Source organism: Pseudomonas fulva NBRC 16637 = DSM 17717, assembly GCF_000730565.1.
In the GTDB taxonomy this organism is placed as follows: domain Bacteria; phylum Pseudomonadota; class Gammaproteobacteria; order Pseudomonadales; family Pseudomonadaceae; genus Aquipseudomonas; species Aquipseudomonas fulva.
The window spans coordinates 179,325-198,577 of sequence record NZ_BBIQ01000004.1 but is presented as its reverse complement, the minus strand read 5'-3'; the positions used below and the strand labels follow the sequence as shown (position 1 = coordinate 198,577).

14 protein-coding genes are annotated in these 19,253 nt (G+C 61.9%); 6 read left to right on the top strand and 8 right to left on the bottom strand.

Going from position 1 to position 19,253, the window contains the following annotated elements:
* Window positions 1-8 precede the first annotated feature (8 nt).
* Window positions 9-896 (top strand): EamA family transporter RarD, encoded by an 888-nt coding sequence (rarD, locus tag PFU01S_RS06465; protein WP_027914928.1) that lies wholly within the window; start codon window positions 9-11, stop codon window positions 894-896.
* Here rarD and PFU01S_RS06460 read toward each other — a convergent pair.
* Window positions 859-2,430 carry a TerC family protein gene (locus tag PFU01S_RS06460; protein ID WP_028687465.1) on the bottom strand — a complete coding sequence of 524 codons (1,572 nt, stop codon included), beginning with the start codon at window positions 2,428-2,430 and terminating at the stop codon, window positions 859-861. The two genes, rarD and PFU01S_RS06460, sit on opposite strands and share 38 nt — an antisense overlap.
* A gap of 285 nt (window positions 2,431-2,715) precedes the next feature.
* On the opposite strand from PFU01S_RS06460, the gene PFU01S_RS06455 reads away from it, so the two are divergent.
* A complete protein-coding gene (locus PFU01S_RS06455; RefSeq protein WP_027914926.1) occupies window positions 2,716-3,297 on the top strand; it encodes a LysE family translocator in 582 nt (193 codons plus the stop codon).
* On the opposite strand, the gene PFU01S_RS06450 is transcribed toward PFU01S_RS06455, so the two are convergent.
* The 3 genes from PFU01S_RS06450 to PFU01S_RS06440 all read right to left on the bottom strand — a co-directional run bounded on the left by PFU01S_RS06450 (window position 3,290) and on the right by PFU01S_RS06440 (window position 6,463).
* Complete coding sequence (locus PFU01S_RS06450; RefSeq protein WP_028687466.1) at window positions 3,290-4,078, bottom strand: helix-turn-helix transcriptional regulator; 789 nt, start codon at window positions 4,076-4,078, stop codon at window positions 3,290-3,292. The genes PFU01S_RS06455 and PFU01S_RS06450 overlap by 8 nt on opposite strands.
* 36 nt (window positions 4,079-4,114) lie before the next feature.
* Window positions 4,115-5,245: a glycosyltransferase 61 family protein gene (locus tag PFU01S_RS06445; protein WP_028687467.1), complete on the bottom strand. Its 1,131-nt coding sequence runs from the start codon at window positions 5,243-5,245 to the stop codon at window positions 4,115-4,117.
* Window positions 5,246-5,311: 66 nt separating this feature from the next.
* Complete coding sequence (locus tag PFU01S_RS06440) at window positions 5,312-6,463, bottom strand: GNAT family N-acetyltransferase (RefSeq protein WP_028687468.1); 1,152 nt, start codon at window positions 6,461-6,463, stop codon at window positions 5,312-5,314.
* 314 nt (window positions 6,464-6,777) lie between these two features.
* Here PFU01S_RS06440 and PFU01S_RS06435 point away from each other — a divergent pair, with 314 nt between their 5' ends.
* The 3 genes from PFU01S_RS06435 (at window position 6,778) to PFU01S_RS06425 (ending at window position 13,588) form a co-directional block, all read left to right on the top strand.
* Window positions 6,778-10,587, top strand: coding sequence for a dermonecrotic toxin domain-containing protein (locus PFU01S_RS06435; RefSeq protein WP_028687469.1), 3,810 nt, complete (start codon window positions 6,778-6,780; stop codon window positions 10,585-10,587).
* Window positions 10,588-10,728: 141 nt separating this feature from the next.
* Entirely contained in the window at window positions 10,729-12,348 is a 1,620-nt protein-coding gene (locus PFU01S_RS06430) for an NADP-dependent glyceraldehyde-3-phosphate dehydrogenase (RefSeq protein ID WP_028687470.1), read from the top strand.
* Window positions 12,349-12,406: 58 nt separating this feature from the next.
* Window positions 12,407-13,588 carry a DUF8534 domain-containing protein gene (locus PFU01S_RS06425; RefSeq protein ID WP_028687471.1) on the top strand — a complete coding sequence of 394 codons (1,182 nt, stop codon included), beginning with the start codon at window positions 12,407-12,409 and terminating at the stop codon, window positions 13,586-13,588.
* 9 nt (window positions 13,589-13,597) lie between these two features.
* Here the strand turns inward: PFU01S_RS06425 and ilvA are convergent, their stop codons facing one another.
* The 4 genes from ilvA to PFU01S_RS06405 form a co-directional block, all read right to left on the bottom strand.
* A complete protein-coding gene (gene ilvA, locus PFU01S_RS06420) occupies window positions 13,598-15,157 on the bottom strand; it encodes a threonine ammonia-lyase, biosynthetic (RefSeq protein ID WP_028687472.1) in 1,560 nt (519 codons plus the stop codon).
* Window positions 15,158-15,335: 178 nt separating this feature from the next.
* Window positions 15,336-15,767: a PACE efflux transporter gene (locus PFU01S_RS06415; protein ID WP_023535716.1), complete on the bottom strand. Its 432-nt coding sequence runs from the start codon at window positions 15,765-15,767 to the stop codon at window positions 15,336-15,338.
* Between the two features lie 81 nt (window positions 15,768-15,848).
* Window positions 15,849-17,156 carry an ATP-binding protein gene (locus PFU01S_RS06410; protein WP_027914918.1) on the bottom strand — a complete coding sequence of 436 codons (1,308 nt, stop codon included), beginning with the start codon at window positions 17,154-17,156 and terminating at the stop codon, window positions 15,849-15,851.
* 6 nt (window positions 17,157-17,162) lie between these two features.
* A complete protein-coding gene (locus tag PFU01S_RS06405) occupies window positions 17,163-17,858 on the bottom strand; it encodes a response regulator (RefSeq protein WP_028687473.1) in 696 nt (231 codons plus the stop codon).
* A 208-nt stretch (window positions 17,859-18,066) separates the two neighbouring features.
* Here PFU01S_RS06405 and PFU01S_RS06400 point away from each other — a divergent pair, with 208 nt between their 5' ends.
* Window positions 18,067-19,242, top strand: a complete 1,176-nt coding sequence (locus tag PFU01S_RS06400; RefSeq protein ID WP_027914917.1) for an efflux RND transporter periplasmic adaptor subunit — start codon at window positions 18,067-18,069, stop codon at window positions 19,240-19,242.
* Window positions 19,243-19,253: the final 11 nt, after the last annotated feature.

Sequence of the window (19,253 nt, the reverse complement as noted above, 5' to 3'; positions counted from 1 at the left end):
AGGCACTTGTGTCAAAAGGGATTGTTACATCGGTCACGGCGTCCTGCCTGTTCGCCGTGATGTACTTCTATACATCGCTGCTCAAGCCACTGGACGGCGAGGAAATCTTCGGCTGGCGCACCCTGCTCACGCTGCCATGCCTGACCCTGTTCATGCTGGTGTCCAAGGACTGGGCAAGGGTGGGCGAACTGCTGCGCAGGGTCCGGCGTACACCACAGCTGCTGCTGGGTATGGTGGGTACGTCCTGGCTGATGGGCGTGCAACTGTGGCTGTTCCTGTGGGCGCCGCTGCACGGACGCAGTCTGGAAGTGTCGATGGGGTACTTCATGTTGCCCCTGGCCATGGTGCTCACGGGCCGGTTGGTCTACGGCGAGCAATTGTCGCACTTGCAGAAAATTGCAGTGGGCTGTGCGGCGCTTGGTGTGGGCCATGAACTGTATCAGCATGGCAGTTTCGCCTGGGAAACCTTGGTAGTGGTGGTCGGCTACCCCATTTATTTCGTGCTCCGGCGCCGCTGCGGCACGGATCATCTGGGCGGGCTGTGGTGCGACATGTGCCTGCTGTTGCCTTGGGCCCTCTACTTCGTGGTGCAAGGGCCGCTTTCCAGCGCCGACATGCAGGCCCATCCCGGCCTTTACGTACTCATTCCCGTGCTGGGAGCGATCAGCGCGTCTGCGTTGATCGCCTACGTCATGGCCAGCAGGCTATTGCCGTTCAGCCTGTTCGGGTTGCTCAGCTACGTCGAGCCTGTCTTGCTGGTCGGCGTAGCCTTGCTGTTGGGCGAAACCATCGGTGCAGACCAATGGCTGACCTACCTGCCCATCTGGGGGGCCGTGGTGGTGCTGGTCATCGAAGGATTCAAGCACATGCTGCGTCACCGTCGGCGTTCTGTTTGAGGCGCACCTGACGCACCCGACGCTCTTCTACCGCCTCGACGATCAGCGTCCAGTCATTCCAGGCAAGACGATCGCCTACTACCGGAAGGCGATCGAGCAAGCTCATCACCAGGCCCGCCAGGGTCTGGTAGTCCTCGGTCGCACGGGCGGCGAAGCCCGTTCGAGCCTGCACCTGAGCCAGGTTCACTGCGCCGCTGACGACGAAGCCCTCCCCATCCTGGATGATCCCAGGCCCCTCCACTTCACTGGCGTCAGGTAGCTCACCGGCGATGGATTCAAGAATGTCGGTCATGGTCAGCACACCCGTGAAATCACCGAACTCGTTGACCACGAAAGCAATGTGGGTGGATTGGCTGCGCATCTGTTCGAGTGCATTGAGGATGCTGAAACTGTCCAGCAGGTTCAACGGTGCCCGGGCCATGCCTTCCAGGTCAGGCTGATTGCCCGACAGCAGCTCCTTGAACAGCTCCTTCTTGTGCACGAAGCCCAGTGGCTCGTCCACCCGACCCTCACGGATCAGCGGCAGCCGCGAGTAAGGCGAATTGATCAAGGCTCGCGTGATGGCGTCGGCCGGTTGGGCCAGATCGATCACGTCGACTTCCGAGCGCACGGTCATGACTGTCCGGATCGGGCGTTCGGCCAGGTTCAGCACGCCGCTGATCATGATCCGCTCACGACGATCGAACAGCACCTGTTCGCCATTGCCCTCTAGCATGTCGGCGATTTCTTCCCCAACTTCGTCAGCTTCGACGCGACGACCGCCCAGCAGGCGCAACACCGCATGCGCCGTACGCTCACGCAAAGGTCGATGCTGCTGCAGGCTGCGCTTGCGCCGCGCCCTGGCCAGCTGGTTGAACAGCTCGATCAGAATCGAGAAACCGATCGCTGCGTACAGATAGCCTTTGGGGATGTGGAAGCCCAGGCCTTCTGCGGTCAGGCTGAAACCGATCATCATCAAAAAGCCCAGGCACAGCATGATGACCGTCGGGTGGGCATTGACGAACCGGGTCAGCGGCTTGCTGGCCACAATCATGATACCGATGGAGAAAATCACCGCGATCATCATGATGGACAGGTGTTCGACCATGCCGACTGCGGTGATCACCGCATCCAGGGAGAAGACCGCATCGAGTACCACAATCTGCGCCACGATTGGCCAGAAGGCGGCGTGACGAACGGGCCCGCTGGCCTGGGCAACATGGCCCTCGAGCCGCTCATGCAATTCCATGGTCGCCTTGAAGAGCAGGAACACACCACCAAACAGCATGATCAAGTCGCGCCCGGAGAAACTCTTGTCGAACACCTCGAACAGCGGCGCCGTAAGGGTGACCATCCAGGAGATGCTCGCCAGTAGGCCCAGGCGCATGATCAGCGCCAGGCTCAGGCCAATGATGCGCGCGCGGTCGCGCTGATGGGGGGGAAGCTTGTCTGCCAGGATGGCGATGAATACCAGGTTGTCGATACCCAGCACCAATTCCAGGACGATAAGCGTGAGCAGGCCTAGCCAGGCCGTCGGATCAGCCAGCCATTCCATCAGCGAGTACTCGTCAAAATTGAAGGGGTTGAACGATGTGGCCAGCAAGGCCGGGGACTGGGAGGCTCCGCGAAGGTGCTCATAGTGACCTGAATAACAATTAGGGAAGATGATCCTACAAGCACAGCAGGTTTTTCGGTAAGCGCAAAACTATTACAAACCGTTAGCAGCTATGCCCGTGCACGGCCGGTGCGCTCCCCCAGCACCAGGTAGGCACTTTTGTTCAATACCTGACTGACGTTGCGCCTGGATGATGTGCGGTAAATGACCCACGAGTACGTTCCCATGAATCTAGCATTGTCCATGGCTGCCTTCGCACTGGCGGCCTCCATTTCGCCTGGGCCAGTCAATGTGGTGGCCCTGGCCAGCGGCGTTCGACACGGCCTGCGCGCAAGCCTTGGCCACGCAGCAGGCGCGACATTCGGTTTTTGTGTGCTCCTGCTCCTGGTGGGCAACGGCCTGCACCAGTTGCTGGGACATTGGGGGCCGCTACAGGGTGTACTCCAGGCAGGTGGGGTGCTGTTTCTGCTTTACATGGCCTTGCGACTCGCCAGTGACGACGGCGCACTGGGGGCCGGTCATGCCTGCGCACCCCCTTCAGCCTGGTGCGGCGCAACCATGCAGTGGTTGAACCCCAAGGCGTGGCTTGCCGCCGTGGCCGGGGTGGGCGCCTACACGGCTGGCGAGCAACAGGCGCTGTGGATCTTTACCTGGATATACGCACCAATATGCTTCGTGTCCGTGGCCTGCTGGGCTTGGGCAGGCAGCGTTGCGGGCCAGCACCTGCAGAGCCCGCGGCCGCTGCGCCTGTTGAATCGTACGCTTGCCGCTTTGTTGGTCGCCAGCGCGTTGGGGCTGGTCATCTAAACGCTGTGGTTTGCCGATAATGCCCGGGGGTGGCCGCCAGATGACGCTTGAATGCCCGCTGCAAGTGCGACTGGTCGGCAAAGCCTGCGGACTGGGCAGCCTCGGCGATCGATTGCCCGTGGCGCAAGTGCGCGCGGGCCAATTGCACACGCTGATCAAGCAGGTAACCGTGGGGCGTCAAGCCGAAGCGCTTGCCAAAGGCGCGGATCAGGTAGGCACGCGACAAGCCGCAGGCCGTGGCGATGTCCCCAAGCGTCAGCGGGTCGCTTCGATGGGCGCGGATAAACGCTGCGGCCGCTTCAAGGCGTGGGTTGATTCCATCCTCTGACGCCGGTTCTTGACCAAGGAACCTGGGCAGGTCGCACAGCATCGCTCTAAGTCGTTGCTCGCGATCAGCCGCATCAGGGTCAAACAGCGCAGCGCACACCGATAGCACTTGCTGGTACAGGCCCGGGGCTGCGCTGTAACGTTGCCTCGGCAAGGTTAAGCCCACCGATGCCAACCATGGCGTGTCGATGAACAGCATAATGTACGACCACGGCAGACCCGAGACAGGATTGCACGCGTGAATCACACCCGGGTTGATCAACACCGTGCTGCCGGCCGCCACCTCGAACTGGTCATGACCGCTGACGTAAGTACTGCGCCCGCCGGTGATTACCCCGAGTGAAAAACTCTCGTGGGAATGAGCGGCATGGCATACCTGACGCCCGTCTCCGACCACTCGCGCCTCGACGAAAGGCAGTGCCGAATCACGCCAGAACCGAGATACCTCAAGCATCGCCGCCTTATCCCCTTCCCATGCAATCGGCCGATACTACACCGCCGGAGAGGGAAACAGGTCCAGCGTTCGCTCTACCTCCTGGATGTCGATACGAAAGCCGTCCCCGTCGGGCACGCCAACCACGAACCCGAAATGCTGATGGTCGCGGTCGGTGAGGTATTTGTAGTAGCTGACGAAGCGGTTCGGGGGCTGGAGGGTCAGCAGACACCCGCCCGCCTCCAGCACGTTCACACCGTGAACCAGTTGGCTACCTTCCACCCCTATGACTACATGCGCCCCGGCGCAGGCTGCGACGATCGAAGGCACGTCGCTTTTCAACGGATCGACCACGCGGAACCCACGGGTGACGCGCAAGTGCTCAGCCAGTGCCAGTTCGTTGCGCAGCAAGCGCAGATCACCGTCGCCTCCGCGCAGCAGAAATACACCCGGGTGCGAACAATGGGCCACATGCGCCCGAAGCTTGTCCCCCATGGCCCGATAGCGGGCGTGGCGGTCGCGGTTGTTGCTCTGGTCGTCGAACAGCACCAGTTCGCGAAAGAACGCCGTGCGCAGGCGATGCGGCTGCATGCCAAGCCATGCTTCATAGGCAGGGGCCTGGGTGAAGATTGGGTACTTTGCAGAGGGCGCGGTAGTGACGGGCATGCCCTCGTTGCAGGCCAGTGCATAGGTCGGGCAGTCCTCCATCAACCAGGTGCCAAACCATGCATTGCCGTTATGGGTGCAGTAGATGGCCCCGCGGTCGATTTCATGCTCAACGCTCAGGGGGGGGAACGCGCTGTGCCTGTGCGACAGCCACTGCGCTGCCCTGCCCTTGTACAACGCGCCGTCGATCAACCACACGTCCCTGCACAGGTAGCCGCGGGTCGACCCATGCGCGGTGCGGATGCCGCCCTCCATGGTCGAGCGCGGGTGCACGAAGGGATAGAACCGCTTGCCTTCCCAGCCTGTGACGCGTTCGAGCTGGCCTGGCAAGAATATCGCGGGCGGGGTTATGGACATCTCGCCCGGCGCAATGTCCCACGAACGCTCGGCAATGCTCCTGATGTCTGGCGAGGGCTGCCTGAGCAGGCGCTTGCGCACCATGTACTGATAAGCGGCCAGGGTCCATGAGCGCGACGACAGGGCCGCGGGCAAAGTGCTGGGCTGCAAGCTATCACCTGCCATTGAACGTCTCCCCGCAAAACTGTCGATTAAGGTGGCCGCCTGGCCCATGCGTTGCCTGGACCGCACTCAGGTACAGGTGATGATCTCCATCGCCGGCGCTGATGGCAGGCCTGCATAACGCTGCCTGAGCGCCGCGATCAGCTGATCGCCCGCTCCCGTGGCCCCGTACAAGTAGATCTTGCTGAGCCCGCCGAAGACCATTTCGTGATAACGACTGGCCAGCGCCTGTTCGCTCGCACCGTCAGGCACGCCGAGGTGCAGCGTCAGCTTGTCACCTTCGACGGCGAACAGGGGTGTCTCCCAGAGAAAATGAGCGATACCGGATTTAGGCAGGCGTACGAAGAGGTGGGCGTGGTTGCCCAGCGAGTCGATGTCGCCGCCTCTGCGGCGCTTCCATTTCAACAGCCCGTCGTCAGGCCGCGCCAGACACAGGCCGATGTCGTAGTAATCGAAGCCCTGCCCAAGCGCCCACTCCATCGCCATGTAAGTTGTAATCGAGTTGACTTCACGCAGGCGCTTGGCATCGGAGAACACGGCTTCGCAATAGCCGAAACGCACCGTGCTCCAGTAGCGCTTGCCGGCGCGAACCACTTCACAACCCAGGTGACAACCGATCACTTGATCATCCTGGACGATGAGGTCGAGCCTGCCGACCTGCCTGGCGATTCTGAAGACTTCATCGGTCGGTATCTGCGACGCAAGAAGACCCTTGCGGGCTGTGGCATAAGGGCGCAGAAACTCCCGGTCCGCGGACTCGATGTCTTCGTCAGACAGCGCCTGGCGCATGTGATAAAGGGGCCGGTGTTTGCGAATGCTGCGGCGCAACTCGCTGTCATAGCGCGCGGTGATGTCCTCAAGGGGGCGCCCCAATGGCACGACGGCACTCACATAGTGAGGCACCGTCAGCGCGCCTGCTGTGGGCACTTCGCTGACCATCACCACAGGTCGTCGCGTGGTGGGTTCAGCAGGGCTGATCATTGCAGAGGGGGGGCTGGCCAGTCCGGTCATCAGCAACTTCGCCATGTCGCGTTGCTGTTTGCGGCCCACGTAAAGGATGTCATGGGCACTTTCGTGTTGCAGGCGAAACCGACTGATTTCCCAACGCCATACACAAGCACGGGCGGCAAGCTCACGCGCCTGGCTTGCCAAATGCCTTAACCGATAGCGCTGAGAAGGTGACAGTGAGCGACGAGCCACTGCCGAGAGCGTCTGTTTCATCAGGTTCAACGTCCACTGAAAGTTTTGCGTTCTTGCAGACATATAAAATGCCAGGCACGACTAACCTATTGATTAATTGAGCATTGCATTACTTTAAGATTCATATTCAGTAACAATTTAAGGTGCTGCCAAAGTGTTTGGCAAGTAGCGAGCCGATATAAAGGCCATATGTTTTATGGCGCCAATAATCCACGGCGCCGCCTGGCCTCGATTGGGCCAGGCTATGAGTCATAGCGCCTGGGTAATAACCCAGCACCACCGCATCAGTCACCCATGACGTGTGATAGCGCCTCAATACAAGGAGCTCGCACCACATGTCTGAAAGCAACTCAGTTTCACCTGTGACTTTGCCTCATTGGGCTGCACGGGCCACCGCGCACCAATGGCAGGCCCTCAAGCACACTCAACACCCCACTTGGCAAACGCAAGACTGGTTCTGCAATGCCCCTCCGGATCTGAGGGAAACCGTTGCCGCCAGTCATCGAAGATTGATCAGCGCGCAGGCAGCGCTAGGTCGGGCGATGCGCGGCCTTGAGCAAGTGGCAGAACTCGCCGAACGTGCACTACAGCAGTGCTTGCAGCGTCAGGGGTTAGATGTGGACGTCAACGCCTGCGAGTTGCTGCGCGTCGAGCAAACTTGGCGATGGGTCGGCCTGCGCTATGTGTTTAGCCACCAACGGGAAAACATCGTAAGGGCTGCATTGCAGAACTTTGCGGAGGATGAAGTGTTCTCTTCCCAGAGTGCAATCGCCCTGAGCAAGGATATTCACATAACGCCCATCACGGTGACGGGCACGGCGCCGATTGGTATGCAAGAGCCGGCTGCACAATTTCCCATCGACTCGGAGCGTTACCAAGTAACACCCTTGCCCCTCACGCCGGCCGCTTTCGCCACCCTGACGCGAGCGCTTGATTTGGGAAGTGCCTACCATGGTCATCTTCAAGGCTATTTCGACAGCCCGGCCGTAAAAGCGCACATGTTGCAGGTGTTCAAAGCGCGTCTGCAGATGGCGGCAGACTTGGCTGTGCTCAGGCACTTGATCAGCGGCAGCGCTCGCGATGACCTTGACCGCCTGCTGCAGGGAGAGCCTTTGACGTGCTGGCGGCTGAGCTTGTTCGGGACCGATCTTTACGAAGTCATGCTGATCGACCTGGGGCAGAACGGCCTAGGCGTGTACCTGCCCAACCACGAGCCTGCATTGCGCAGCTGCAAGGACCTGGCAGCCGTGCATGAAGCGCTGGCCATCCTGTTGCTCGAGCCTGCAGCACGTGAAGCGTTCACAGGGTATGTAGCCCAAGATCAACGCGAACATTTCTTCGATCTGTTGCAGCAAAACCTCGACGCGGCTGGCAACACTCCGGCCGACAAACCCTGGGAGCGTGCCTTGGACGCAGACCTGCGCCCGGCTCGTCAGCCCATCGAGGGAGACCCGTTCAGCGACTGCTACGTCCGGCACTGGACACGTTTGCAGCACGAAGCCAGTTTGCTCGCCGTTCCTACTGCACAGTTCGACGCCAGCGCCAGAGCCCAACGTCTGGCGACGTGGGAAAGTCGCGGCTGGGACCTGCTCAACATCGCCAGCTTTTTCGTACCTGGGGTGGGCACTTTCATGTTGGCCGTCACTGCCTGCCAGCTCCTGGGCGAAGCTTTCGAAGGGTATGAAGCCTGGGAAGCCGGGGATCGTCACCTGGCGCTCGAGCACATCGAGTCGGTTGGGATAAACCTTGCTTTGCTGGGCGGTTTCGCCGCAGCCGGACACGCGTTGCCACGATTGTTCGGCAAACTGTCCGGTACGACGCTGCAAGAGGTGCGCGGCAGCGACGGCACATTCAGGCTCTGGAACCAGGACTTGGCCCCTTACCGTTCCAAGGAAGTGCTGCCAACGCAGTTGCGGCCCAATGCGCAGGGCCAGTATCTGCATGATGGCCGATACTTCATCAAGATGGACGGACACCTCTATGAGCAACGGCTGGACCCTTCACTGTCGCGCTGGCAAATTGTTCACCCCGAGCGGCCAGATGCCTGGCAGCCCCCCCTTGAGCACAACGGTGAAGGCGCTTGGCGCGCCCAGCACGAGCCGCTAGGCGAGTGGCCGCTGGTAACGCTGGTAGAGCGCCTGGGTGAGCCGTTCGAGGCCTTTACAGCTGAGCAAATCCAGCAAGCGTGCGATGTGACTGGCATCGACGCCGACAACCTGCGAGACCTGCACCTTCGCGGGCAACCGGCGCCGCCGCTGCTGTTGGACGTTCTACAGCGTCTGCGCATAATCGCCGAACGCCCTTCGATGGATGTACAAGGCGCGCCGCAGTGGTTCGAGCAGCGCTACAGCCCAAGCATGCCGCACGATCCCGGCGTGGACCGCTTGCTTACCACCTACCCGCGTCTCACGCCGCCTTTGGCCAGGCAACTGCTGGGCCGGCTGGAGGCCGCCCAAGCGTTGACCTGGGAGCAAGAAGGAACACTGCCTGCCAGGATTCGACAATCGGTAGAACAGGTGCATAGCGAGTTACCTCTGGTTCGGGCGCTGGAGGGCCTGGTGCAGCCGGCGCTCGCCAACGCTGAGACCGAGCGCCTGCTATTCAGCGCACTGGAGGCCATGTCGGACTGGCAAGCTGACATACGTCTGGAACTGCGTGCCGGCAACCCTGACGGTCCCACCCTCGCTCATACCGGCACAGGTCAGCTCATTCGTGTGATCAAATCAAGCCAAGGCTATGAAGCTTTCTTGGGAGAGCGTCCTGCGCCCGGCGTGGTGAGTATCGATCTTTGCCGCGCCATCGAACAGGCACTGCCCCGCGCCCGTCGCGACCTGCTGGGTATCGAGCACCCTGACGGCGTCCACCTTCGCCGTCGGGTGATGACCTGGGTCAGGGCAAACCGCGCCACGCTCGCCCCCAGGCTCTATGGGCAACGCAGCCAACGCCTGGTAACACGGGGTTGGTTGCGGGGTGGAAAGCCGCTCGAACCGCTGCCGGCAGCGCCACGCCAGACCACCTCGTTGAGCGCGGCCTATCGGCGTCTCTACCCCACTGCGACCGACGCAGAATTTGCCGACTGGCTCAATGAAGGGGAAGACGAGGACAACCTGCATGACATGCGCTCACCCACCCAACGCTTGCGCGACCTACAAGCGCGCCTAGAGAACTTGCGTCGTGATCTGGCCCAGTGGGCCGCCCCCAACCCCCAGCGCCCACATCAACGCCACCTTGCCGTGCAGCCCATCATCAATGCCTGGCGACGGGTTTCGTGCACGGTACTCGATGGCGGCGGTTGTCTGTACAGCCTCGATCTCTCCGGGCTGGGCCTGACTCATGATGACTTGGCCAGCTTGCCACTGAGGGATGACTTCCATCACATCGAGCACCTGACGTTGTGCGGCAACCCCGCACTCAGCCAACTGCCTGCGGTCTTCCACCAGCGACTCCCGAACCTCACGCGGTTACTGCTCAGCGATTGCCGCTTCGACCACCTGCCTCGCCTGGCCTTCGGTCAGCGCCTGCGCTGGCTGGATGTGGACCGCAACCGGATTACCTGGGACCCTACGGATCAAATTACCCTGCAACGATACCCCGGCCTAGCCGTACTTGATCTGAGTGAAAACCCGCTGCTCGTCGCGCCCGATCTGCGCCTGCATCCCGACATCAGATCGCTGTTCCTGTCGGGATGCTCGCTGACCGAGTTGCCACAGGGGTTGGCGCAATTAACGGAGCCGCTCGCCGTTGACCTGACGAACAACCAGTTCGTGCAGTTACCCGAGGACTTCACTTTGCCCATTCCCGTAGCTGACACCCTGTCCATGGAAAGCAGTTGGCTGGCAGAGCCGATACTGAGTCAGATCGAAACGTACAATGAGATTCATGACGTGGATCTGTTAGTGAACGAGGGCGACTACACTGAATTCTTCGAACTTGCAGGCCCGCATGAATACAGCCTGTGGCGCCGCTTGCCATTGCAATATCGGCGCGACCTCAGGGCGCTGCTGGACGACGATCCTTTCCTCACCTACCCCGAACGAGCGCGCCGGGAGTTCTGGCGACGGCTGTCTGTGATCGATAACGCAGGGCCAGACCGGCAGGCCCTGTTGGAACAACCAGCAGAGAGATTGTTCGAGCTCGAGCTGTGACACCCTGATCAGGCGCCGGGCGACCGGCGCACTGCTCAAGCGCTTGCTGTGCGCTGGTATTCTGGTCGCCTCAGGCGCATGCTCGTCGCTGAACCGTTTCACTGTGCTAAACCCTTCCCGGCCACTGTGAGGTGCAGTTTCATGGAATCCTTGCTCGACAACCTTTACCCCAACGCCGCCGACGTACCTCCAGCGTGGCAACTGGGGGCTCCCCTTGAACAACGTGACTACCTCGTGGGCGGTGAACTGCGCCATTGGGACGGGCCGTTGGCCACAGTCCGTAGCCCCATTTGGCTAAAGGACAACGGCCAGGAGCAACAGGTGGTGCTGGGCCACGCACCGCTGCTGGACGCCGACACGGCCATGACCGCACTGGATGCTGCGGTTCAAGCTTATGACAAGGGGCGCGGTGCATGGCCGAACATGCGCGTGGCAGAGCGCATCGGCCATGTGGAGGCCTTCCTGGCACGCATGCGCGAGCAGCGCCAGGCCGTGGTCAAGCTCCTGATGTGGGAAATCGGCAAGAACCTCGCGGATTCGGAAAAGGAATTCGACCGCACCTGCGACTACATCACCGAAACCATCAATGCCCTCAAGGACCTGGACAGACGCTCCAGCCGCTTCGAACTCGAACAGGGCACCCTGGGCCAGATACGCCGCGCGCCGTTGGGCGTGGCGCTGTGCATGGGCCCGTACAACTACCCTCTCAACGAAACCTTCACCACCCTGATACCGGCCTTGATCATGGGCAACACCGTGGTGTTCAAGCCCGCCAAGTTCGGCGTTTTGCTGATCCGCCCGCTGCTCGAAGCCTTCCGCGACAGCTTCCCGCCCGGTGTCATCAATGTCATCTACGGCAAGGGGCGTGAGACAGTCAGCGCAGTGATGGCCAGCGGCAAGATCGACGTCTTCGCCTTCATCGGCACCCACAAGGCTGCCAGCGACCTCAAAAAGCTGCACCCACGACCACATCGGCTGCGCGCGGCACTGGGCCTGGACGCGAAGAACCCCGGCATTGTGTTGCCTCAGGTCGACTTGGACAACGCCGTCGACCAGGCTCTGACGGGCGCCCTGTCGTTCAACGGCCAGCGTTGCACGGCGCTCAAGATTCTGTTCGTCCATGAAGATGTGGCCGATGCATTTCTGGACAAGTTCACGCGCAAGCTCGCCACCCTCAAGCCGGGCATGCCCTGGGAGCCAGGCGTCGCCCTGACACCGCTGCCCGAACCCGGGAAGATCGATTACCTCGACGGCCTGGTGCACGATGCGACCGCCAAGGGAGCACGGGTGATCAACGAGCACGGGGGCCGCAGCCGGGGTTCGTTCTTCTACCCCGCCCTGTTGTATCCGGTGTCGGCGCAGATGCGCGTGTACCAGGAAGAACAGTTCGGGCCAGTCGTGCCGATCGTCCCCTACCGCGATCTGCAGACGGTCATCGACTACGTCCTGGACTCGGACTATGGCCAGCAGTTGAGCCTGTTCGGCAGCGACCCTGCCACCGTCGGCAGCCTGATCGACATCTTCGCCAACCAGGTCGGTCGCATCAACATCAACACCCAATGCCAGCGAGGCCCGGACACCTATCCGTTCAATGGCCGCAAAAACAGCGCCGAGGGCACCCTGTCGGTGCACGATGCCCTGCGGGTCTTTTCCATACGCACCCTGGTGGCCACGCGCTTCCAGGACGACAACAAGGCCTTGTTCAGTGACATCATCCGTAATCGACGGTCGAGTTTCCTGACTACCGACTACATCTTCTGACGGTTGAAAGCGGCACCGCTTTGCTGGAAGCTTGAAGCTCATAGCACGGAGCCGCTCAATGCGTATCATCGACAAGACCGCCGCCCAGGTGCGCAGCCTGACGCCCGCCGAAGACGCGCTGCTGGTGGAATTTGCCACCGGCGGCTTGACCGGGCCCCGCCTGCTGCAGGCCAACCAGATGCTGATGAAGGTGCGCAACGCCAATCAATGGCTGGCCTGCGACTGCCGCACCGACGCCCTGCCTGTGCTCAATGTCACCCTCAATGGCAACACCGGTACGTTGTTTCTCAAGAACAACCCAGGCACGGCCGAACATGCGCCGGGCTGCCCCTTCACCAAGGATGATCAGGAAGCGGCCGAGCGTGCTCAGGCACCTGTTCAGCCGGTGGCCTGGCTGCCTCCCGACACACCGCTGCGGCTGATCGGCGACTTCCGCACGGGGGCAAGCGCAAGCACCAACGAGCCAGGCGAGCGCCGCGAACAACAGCGTTTGCTGGCCTTGTTGTTGACGTGGATCGAGACCAGCGGCCTCAACCTCTACGCCACGCATTTGAAGCAAGACCTGACCGGGCAATTCGCTCAACTGCGCGCCGTGGCCAGTCGCTATCCGCTGGTGGAACGGGTGCCGGCCAGCAACTACCTGGAAACGCGCCTGGACATGAAGCACATGATGATGCTCAAGGCCCGTCTGCGTGAAGCAACGATCTTTGGCAACCATCGTCGTCATGGACTACTGCTCGACTGCATCGACCAGATCAAGGGCCGCAAGGTCTTTCACTACCGCAGTGAAGAGGGTTTCGATTTCCAGGGCCATCATCTGTACTGGGGTGGTCAGCGCACCTGCGGCCCGTTGCTGACGCTGGCACTCTATTCGCCTACGACTCCCGGCAGTCACTTCTATGAACTGATCCACGTGGCCAGCGTACCGGTGCTGTCGCGCGGCCATCTGTTTCCGGTCTATCGCGATGAAGAGCGCGAACCGCTCAAGGCATTGGTATCGCTGGTGGACTGGATGGCCAGCAAGGGCGTCAAGGTGCAGATGCGCCGCCCGGTGGTCGGCGGGCAGCTCATGGATGAACTGGTGATGACGTCCGACCAAGACCGTGTACTGTCCATTTCGCTGCTCGAACAACCCATCGGGCCCGAGCCGGATACCGAGAACTTCAAACGGTATGCCGACTTCAAGAGCCCTGAAACCTTCCGCAAGTTCGTGGCCGGTTTCTTCATGCGCGAGCGGTGATCCGCCGCCTCAGCCGAGGAACAGGCGATAAGCCGGGTTATCCGTTTCGTCCCAGTAGCGATAACCCATCTGGTCAAGCGCCGAAGATAACCCGGCACGCTCATCGGCAGGCACCTGCAGCCCAGCGAACACCCGCGCATGGGCTGCACCGTGGTTGCGGTAATGGAACAGGCTGATGTTCCAGCGCTGGCCCAGGCGCTCCAGAAACGCCGGCAGTGCCCCGGGGCGCTCTGGAAACTCGAAACGCAGCACCTGCTCGTTACTTCCAGGCGTCAAAGGCCCACCCACGGTATGGCGCACATGCAGCTTGGCCAGCTCATTGTCGGTCAGGTCCACAACCTCATAGCCTTGAGCCTGCAAACCGTTCAACAGCTGATCGCGTGGATCCTGCAATGGGTGCGTTTGCACACCCACGAACAGCCTTGCGGGTTTGCCCGGCTGGCAGCGGTAGTTGAATTCCGTGACCTGGCGCTTGCCCAACGCTTGGCAGAACGCCCGGAAGCTCCCAGGCTGGTCGGGGATGGTCACCGCGATCACCGCTTCGCGCTGTTCACCCAGTTCGGCGCGCTCTGCCACATGGCGCAGCCGATCGAAGTTGATATTGGCCCCAGAATCGATGGCCACCAGCGTCTTCCCGCGAACGCCCTCGCGGTCCACATACTGCTTCATGCCCGCGACCGCCAGGGCCCCCGAGGGCTCGGTGATCGAGCGGGTGTCATCGTAGATGTCCTTGATCGCGGCACACAACGCGTCGCTGCTTACAGTCAGCACCTCGTCCACAAAATGCCGGCATAGCTCGAAGCAGTGGGCGCCCACCTGGGCCACGGCCACCCCGTCGGCGAAGGTGCCGACATGCGGGAGCACCACCCGCTCGCCAGCCTGCAGGGCGACCTGCAGGCAGTTGGCATCCTCAGGCTCCACACCGATCACCCTGACCTCGGGGCGCAGGTACTTGATGTAGGCCGCGATTCCGGCAATCAAGCCACCTCCGCCTACCGGAACGAAGACAGCCTGTAGCGGCCCAGGACACTGCCTGAGGATCTCCATGCCGACCGTACCTTGACCGGCAATCACATCCGGGTCATCGAAGGGTGGCACGAAGGTGGCTCCTTCTAGCTCGGCCAGCTTCAAGGCATGTGCCAGGGCATGGGGGAAGCTGTCACCGTGCAGCACCACCTGGCCACCGCGGGCGCGCACGCCCTGGACCTTGAGCGAAGGCGTCGTGGACGGCATGACGATCGTGGCCGTCATGCCCAGATGCGCGGCGGCCATGGCCACGCCCTGGGCATGGTTGCCCGCCGAAGCGGTCACTACACCGGCCTGACGCTGACGGGTGGTCAACCTCGACAGTCGCGTGTACGCCCCACGGATCTTGAACGAGAATGTGGGTTGCAGGTCTTCGCGTTTAAGCAGTACCCGATTACCCAGCCTATCGGACAACCCACCGGCCTCTTGTAACGGCGTTTCGATGGCCAGGTCATACACGGGCGCTGCCAAAATTCGCCGAACCTGCTCGGACAGCAGTTGCTCAGGGGTGATTGCTAGCGGGGCGCAACACAGGTTGGACATCATCGACTCCTTGGCCGGTTAACGGTGCCCAGGAGTCAGATGGAAAAACCCGCCTCCAGGGCGGGTTTGGTGCATGCTCGCGCTAGCCCGCCAATCTGATGATGGCGGTAATAATGCTGGCGAAGGCAGGCTGATAGCGGTTCATGTGCCGAACGTTAGCCCGAGGCTTGGTCGCGCGTCAACACTTGGCCTGCTGCGCCGACAACGGCACGTCGAATACCTTGTCGAAGCCCCACTGGAACACGAAGGCGTAGACGAAGAAAAAAGCGAACAGGGCCAGATTGGTCAAGAGCGCTGCCAGCAGGCTGACTTGCAACCAATAAGCCACCAGCGGCAGCAGGATCACCACCAGGCCACCCTCGAAGCCAAGCGCATGCAGCAAGCGGCGCAACAGCGTGCGCTTGCGCTGAGGCTGGCGCGCCTCCCAGCGCTCGAACACCCAGTTGTAGAGCATGTTCCAGCTCATCGCGACGCCTGACATCAATACCGACAGCACAGTGGACTGCGCCATCCCCGCCCCGAACGCAAGTTCCAGGGCAGGGGCAACACACGCCACGGCGATGGCCTCGTAGAGAATGGCCTGGACGATCTTGCGGGCCTTGCCTTGCATGTTCAGCTCCCTGAATGACGACCCGACACGCTACAAGATCCCGCCGGTTAAAAGAAGAGGCTTACTACCAGGCATCAGCCTTCAGGTCACCTGCCCGGCGGGCAAGCGGATACGAAATTGCGCACCGCCCAATGGGGACTGGGCGACCGTCAGGGTCCCGCCCTGCCCCTCAATGGCCCGCCGGCTGATCGCCAGCCCCAAGCCGAATCCACCCGTGCTGCGGTCCCGGCTGCGATCCAAGCGATAGAACGGCTGGAAGATTCGCTCACGCTCCTCGACAGGGATACCAATGCCATCATCCTCCACCGTCAGCGAGCAAGCCCCGTCGGGCTCCAGGCGCAAGCGCAGTACCAGGCGCTGCTCACAGTAGCGCATGGCGTTGCGCACCAGGTTCTGCACCGCTCGGGCCGTCAGGCGCGGATCGAGCACGAAGCGCGGCAACTCGGCGTCGGCATGCACCTCCCACTGGATGCCCCGCCCGTCCAACTCCTCGGCAAAGCTGCCTAGCACGCTGTCCACCAGCTCGAGCAACGACACCTCCACTCGTTCGCGCGCCTGGTCGGCATTGTACAACCGGCTGTAGGACAACAACTCCAACACCAATTCATCCAGCTCTCGCACATGCCCGACTAGCTCCAGCAAGCGCTTGCGGCTGGCCGCAGGCACTTCGTCGAAGAGCAGCACCAAGCCGAAATCCAGGCGCGTCAGGGGCGTGCGCAGCTCGTGAGATACGGCATTGAGCAGCTCGCGCTGCTGATTGACATGGCGCTCAAGGTCGCTAGCCATGGTGTCGAATACCCTGGCCAGTTCGCCGATGTTCGAATGCGCCGAGATATGCGTGCGCTCGGACATCTGCCCCTGCCCCAGACGCCGAGCGGTTTCCTTCAGGCGCTCCAGGTCACGCCAGTGCGGCCATACCCAAAGCAACAGGCAACCCAGCATCGCGGCCCCGATCAACACCGTCACGCCCCATGACAGGACGTTGATGTCCAAGGGATCAGGCGGCGAATCCAAGCGTACCAGCCAGTGGCTGTCCAACGGCGCCAGCAGGGTTTCGTAGTAGCCCCATTGGGCCAGGCGCACTGCCGACTCCCCTTGCGCCAGCCGCGCGCGCTCCGTTTCATTCAAGTGGGCCTGGTCGATGGGCAGCAGCTGGACCTGCAAGGGTGCAAAATCGTCGGCCAGCGCTTTCGCCACGGCAGGCCACTGGGCCTGAGGCGCCTGGTGGAACTGACGTACGATCAGCGACTGCACGCCTTTGGTCTGGCTGAGGTTGTAGGCCATGAAGCGTTCCTGAAACAGCCCCACGATGGTGTCGGGGATGAACAGCAAGGCACCGGCATACGCCACGATGATCAGCAGATACAGCCGCACCAGGATCTTGAACATCGCAGCTCACTCCCACTCGACACGGCTGAACAGATAACCTTTGCCCCAGACCGTCTTGATCTTGCGTGCTTCGCCTGCGTTGTCGTCGAACTTGCGGCGCAGCTTGGAAATGGCCACGTCCACCGAGCGGTCGGTGCCGTTGAACTCGATACCGCGCAACTGTTGAAGAATGCGATCGCGATTGAGCACGACCCCGGCATTGCGCGCCAGCACGACCAACAGGTTGAATTCCCCGCCCGACAGTTCGACAGGCTCGCCGCGCCAGGTGACGGTGCGTTCGGCCAGGTCGATGCATAACCCACCTACCACGATCAGGTCATGGTCCAGCCTGGGTTCGTTAGCGCTGCGGCGCAGCAAGGTGCGCACCCGGGCCAGCAACACCCGTGGCTCGCACGGTTTGGTGACGTAGTCGTCGGCCCCCATTTCCAGCCCCAGCACCTGGTCATGGCTGTCATCGCGGGCGGTGAGCATCAGGATCGGCAGGCATTGGGACTGCTGACGCAACTGGCGACACACCTGCAGGCCGTCCAGGCCTGGGAGCATCAGGTCGAGAATCACCAAGTCGGGTTTGTCGCGGCGATACTCGTCCAGCACGTGGTCACCCCGGGCGATGACCCGGACGACGAATTCGTTGCGTTGCAGGTAACTGGCGATCAGCTCGGCCAGGGCGCTGTCGTCTTCGACCAGAAGTATAATGGGCATGGGTGGCTTGGCAGGCAGGTGGAGGGACTTGCAGCGCACCGGCTCGGTGTGGCCTCGTAAGCGCTGCGTTCTAGTGACGCAAGCTTATAGAAACATCGTGGTGCACAACCCATCGCTTCACACTTTTTCACACTCCCCGTACAGCTGTTAACAGCCAACCATGACCCGGGTGCCGTAGCATAGCGCAGATCATCAGCGGAAGATCCCAATGTCCGACACACTCACTGTTACCCTGCGCCGCATGGCGCTTCTGGCGCTTGTAGGCTTGGGCCTAGGCGGCTGCAGCGCTAGCGACGAACCCGAGCAGCAAGCCCCGGCCCCGCAAGTGCGGATCGAAACGCTGCAACTGCAACCGCTGGCCATCACCAGCGAGCTCAACGGCCGCATTCTGGCGCCGCGTACCGCCCAGGTGCGGGCTCGGGTGGCCGGCGTAGTGCTCAAGCGGGTGTACCGCGAGGGTAGCGACGTCAAGCAGGGCGATGTGTTGTTTCAGATCGACCCCGCACCCTTCAAGGCCGACCTGGACAGCGCCCAGGCGGCACTGGCCAGAGCCGACGCTACCCGTTATCAAGCTCGCCTGCAGGAGCAGCGCTACCGCGAGTTGGTCAATGACAAAGCCGTCAGCGGCCAGGAATACGACAATGCCAAGGCCAGCCTGCTGCAAGCCAACGCAGCAGTGGCCGAGGCCAAGGCGGCTGTGCAACGGGCCCGTCTGAACCTGGGATACGCCACTGTGACCGCTCCCATCGCCGGGCGCATTGGCCGTGCCCAGGTGACAGAAGGCGCATTGGTCGGGCAGAACGAAGCCACGCCACTGGCGACCATCGAGCAACTGGACCCCATTCATGTCGACGTCACCCAGTCGACCCGTGAGATCACGGCGCTGCGCAAGGCTTTGCGTGCCGGCCAGCTGCAACGGGTGGACGCAGACCAGGCCAGTGTCACCTTGATCGAGGACGACGGCAGTGCCTACCCGCTGCCCGGCAAGCTGTTGTTCTCCGACATCCAGGTCGACCCCTCTACCAACCAGATCACCCTGCGCAGCGAGTTCCCCAACCCGAACCTCGACTTGCTGCCGGGCAGCTATGTGCGCGTGCGCCTGGCCCAGGCCGTGCAACCGCAAGGGCTGAGTGTGCCGCAACGGGCGATCCTGCGTGACAGCGCAGGCGTGCCGAAGGTACTGGTCGTGGATGGCCAATCGCAGGTCAGCGAACGGCAAGTGGTTCTGGGCAGCGTACAGGGCGACCGCTGGGTAGTACGCGAAGGCCTCGCTGCCGGTGACCAGGTGGTGGTCGAAGGCCTGCAACATGCCAAGGCAGGCGAACGCGTGCAGATCGACCCCGCCCCCGAGGCCACCTCCGCCACCCAGCACACCGGCCAGTGAGGGCCTGATCG

Bases quoted from the DNA above. Each gene is read 5' to 3' on its own strand.
- PFU01S_RS06460 (WP_028687465.1), bottom strand. From the start codon at position 2,430: ATGGAATGGCTGGCTGATCCGACGGCCTGGCTAGGCCTGCTCACGCTT.
- PFU01S_RS06455 (WP_027914926.1), top strand. From the start codon at position 2,716: ATGAATCTAGCATTGTCCATGGCTGCCTTCGCACTGGCGGCCTCCATT.
- PFU01S_RS06450 (WP_028687466.1), bottom strand. From the start codon at position 4,078: ATGCTTGAGGTATCTCGGTTCTGGCGTGATTCGGCACTGCCTTTCGTC.
- PFU01S_RS06445 (WP_028687467.1), bottom strand. From the start codon at position 5,245: ATGGCAGGTGATAGCTTGCAGCCCAGCACTTTGCCCGCGGCCCTGTCG.
- PFU01S_RS06440 (WP_028687468.1), bottom strand. From the start codon at position 6,463: ATGAAACAGACGCTCTCGGCAGTGGCTCGTCGCTCACTGTCACCTTCT.
- PFU01S_RS06435 (WP_028687469.1), top strand. From the start codon at position 6,778: ATGTCTGAAAGCAACTCAGTTTCACCTGTGACTTTGCCTCATTGGGCT.
- PFU01S_RS06430 (WP_028687470.1), top strand. From the start codon at position 10,729: ATGGAATCCTTGCTCGACAACCTTTACCCCAACGCCGCCGACGTACCT.
- PFU01S_RS06425 (WP_028687471.1), top strand. From the start codon at position 12,407: ATGCGTATCATCGACAAGACCGCCGCCCAGGTGCGCAGCCTGACGCCC.
- ilvA (WP_028687472.1), bottom strand. From the start codon at position 15,157: ATGTCCAACCTGTGTTGCGCCCCGCTAGCAATCACCCCTGAGCAACTG.
- PFU01S_RS06415 (WP_023535716.1), bottom strand. From the start codon at position 15,767: ATGCAAGGCAAGGCCCGCAAGATCGTCCAGGCCATTCTCTACGAGGCC.
- PFU01S_RS06410 (WP_027914918.1), bottom strand. From the start codon at position 17,156: ATGTTCAAGATCCTGGTGCGGCTGTATCTGCTGATCATCGTGGCGTAT.
- PFU01S_RS06405 (WP_028687473.1), bottom strand. From the start codon at position 17,858: ATGCCCATTATACTTCTGGTCGAAGACGACAGCGCCCTGGCCGAGCTG.
- PFU01S_RS06400 (WP_027914917.1), top strand. From the start codon at position 18,067: ATGTCCGACACACTCACTGTTACCCTGCGCCGCATGGCGCTTCTGGCG.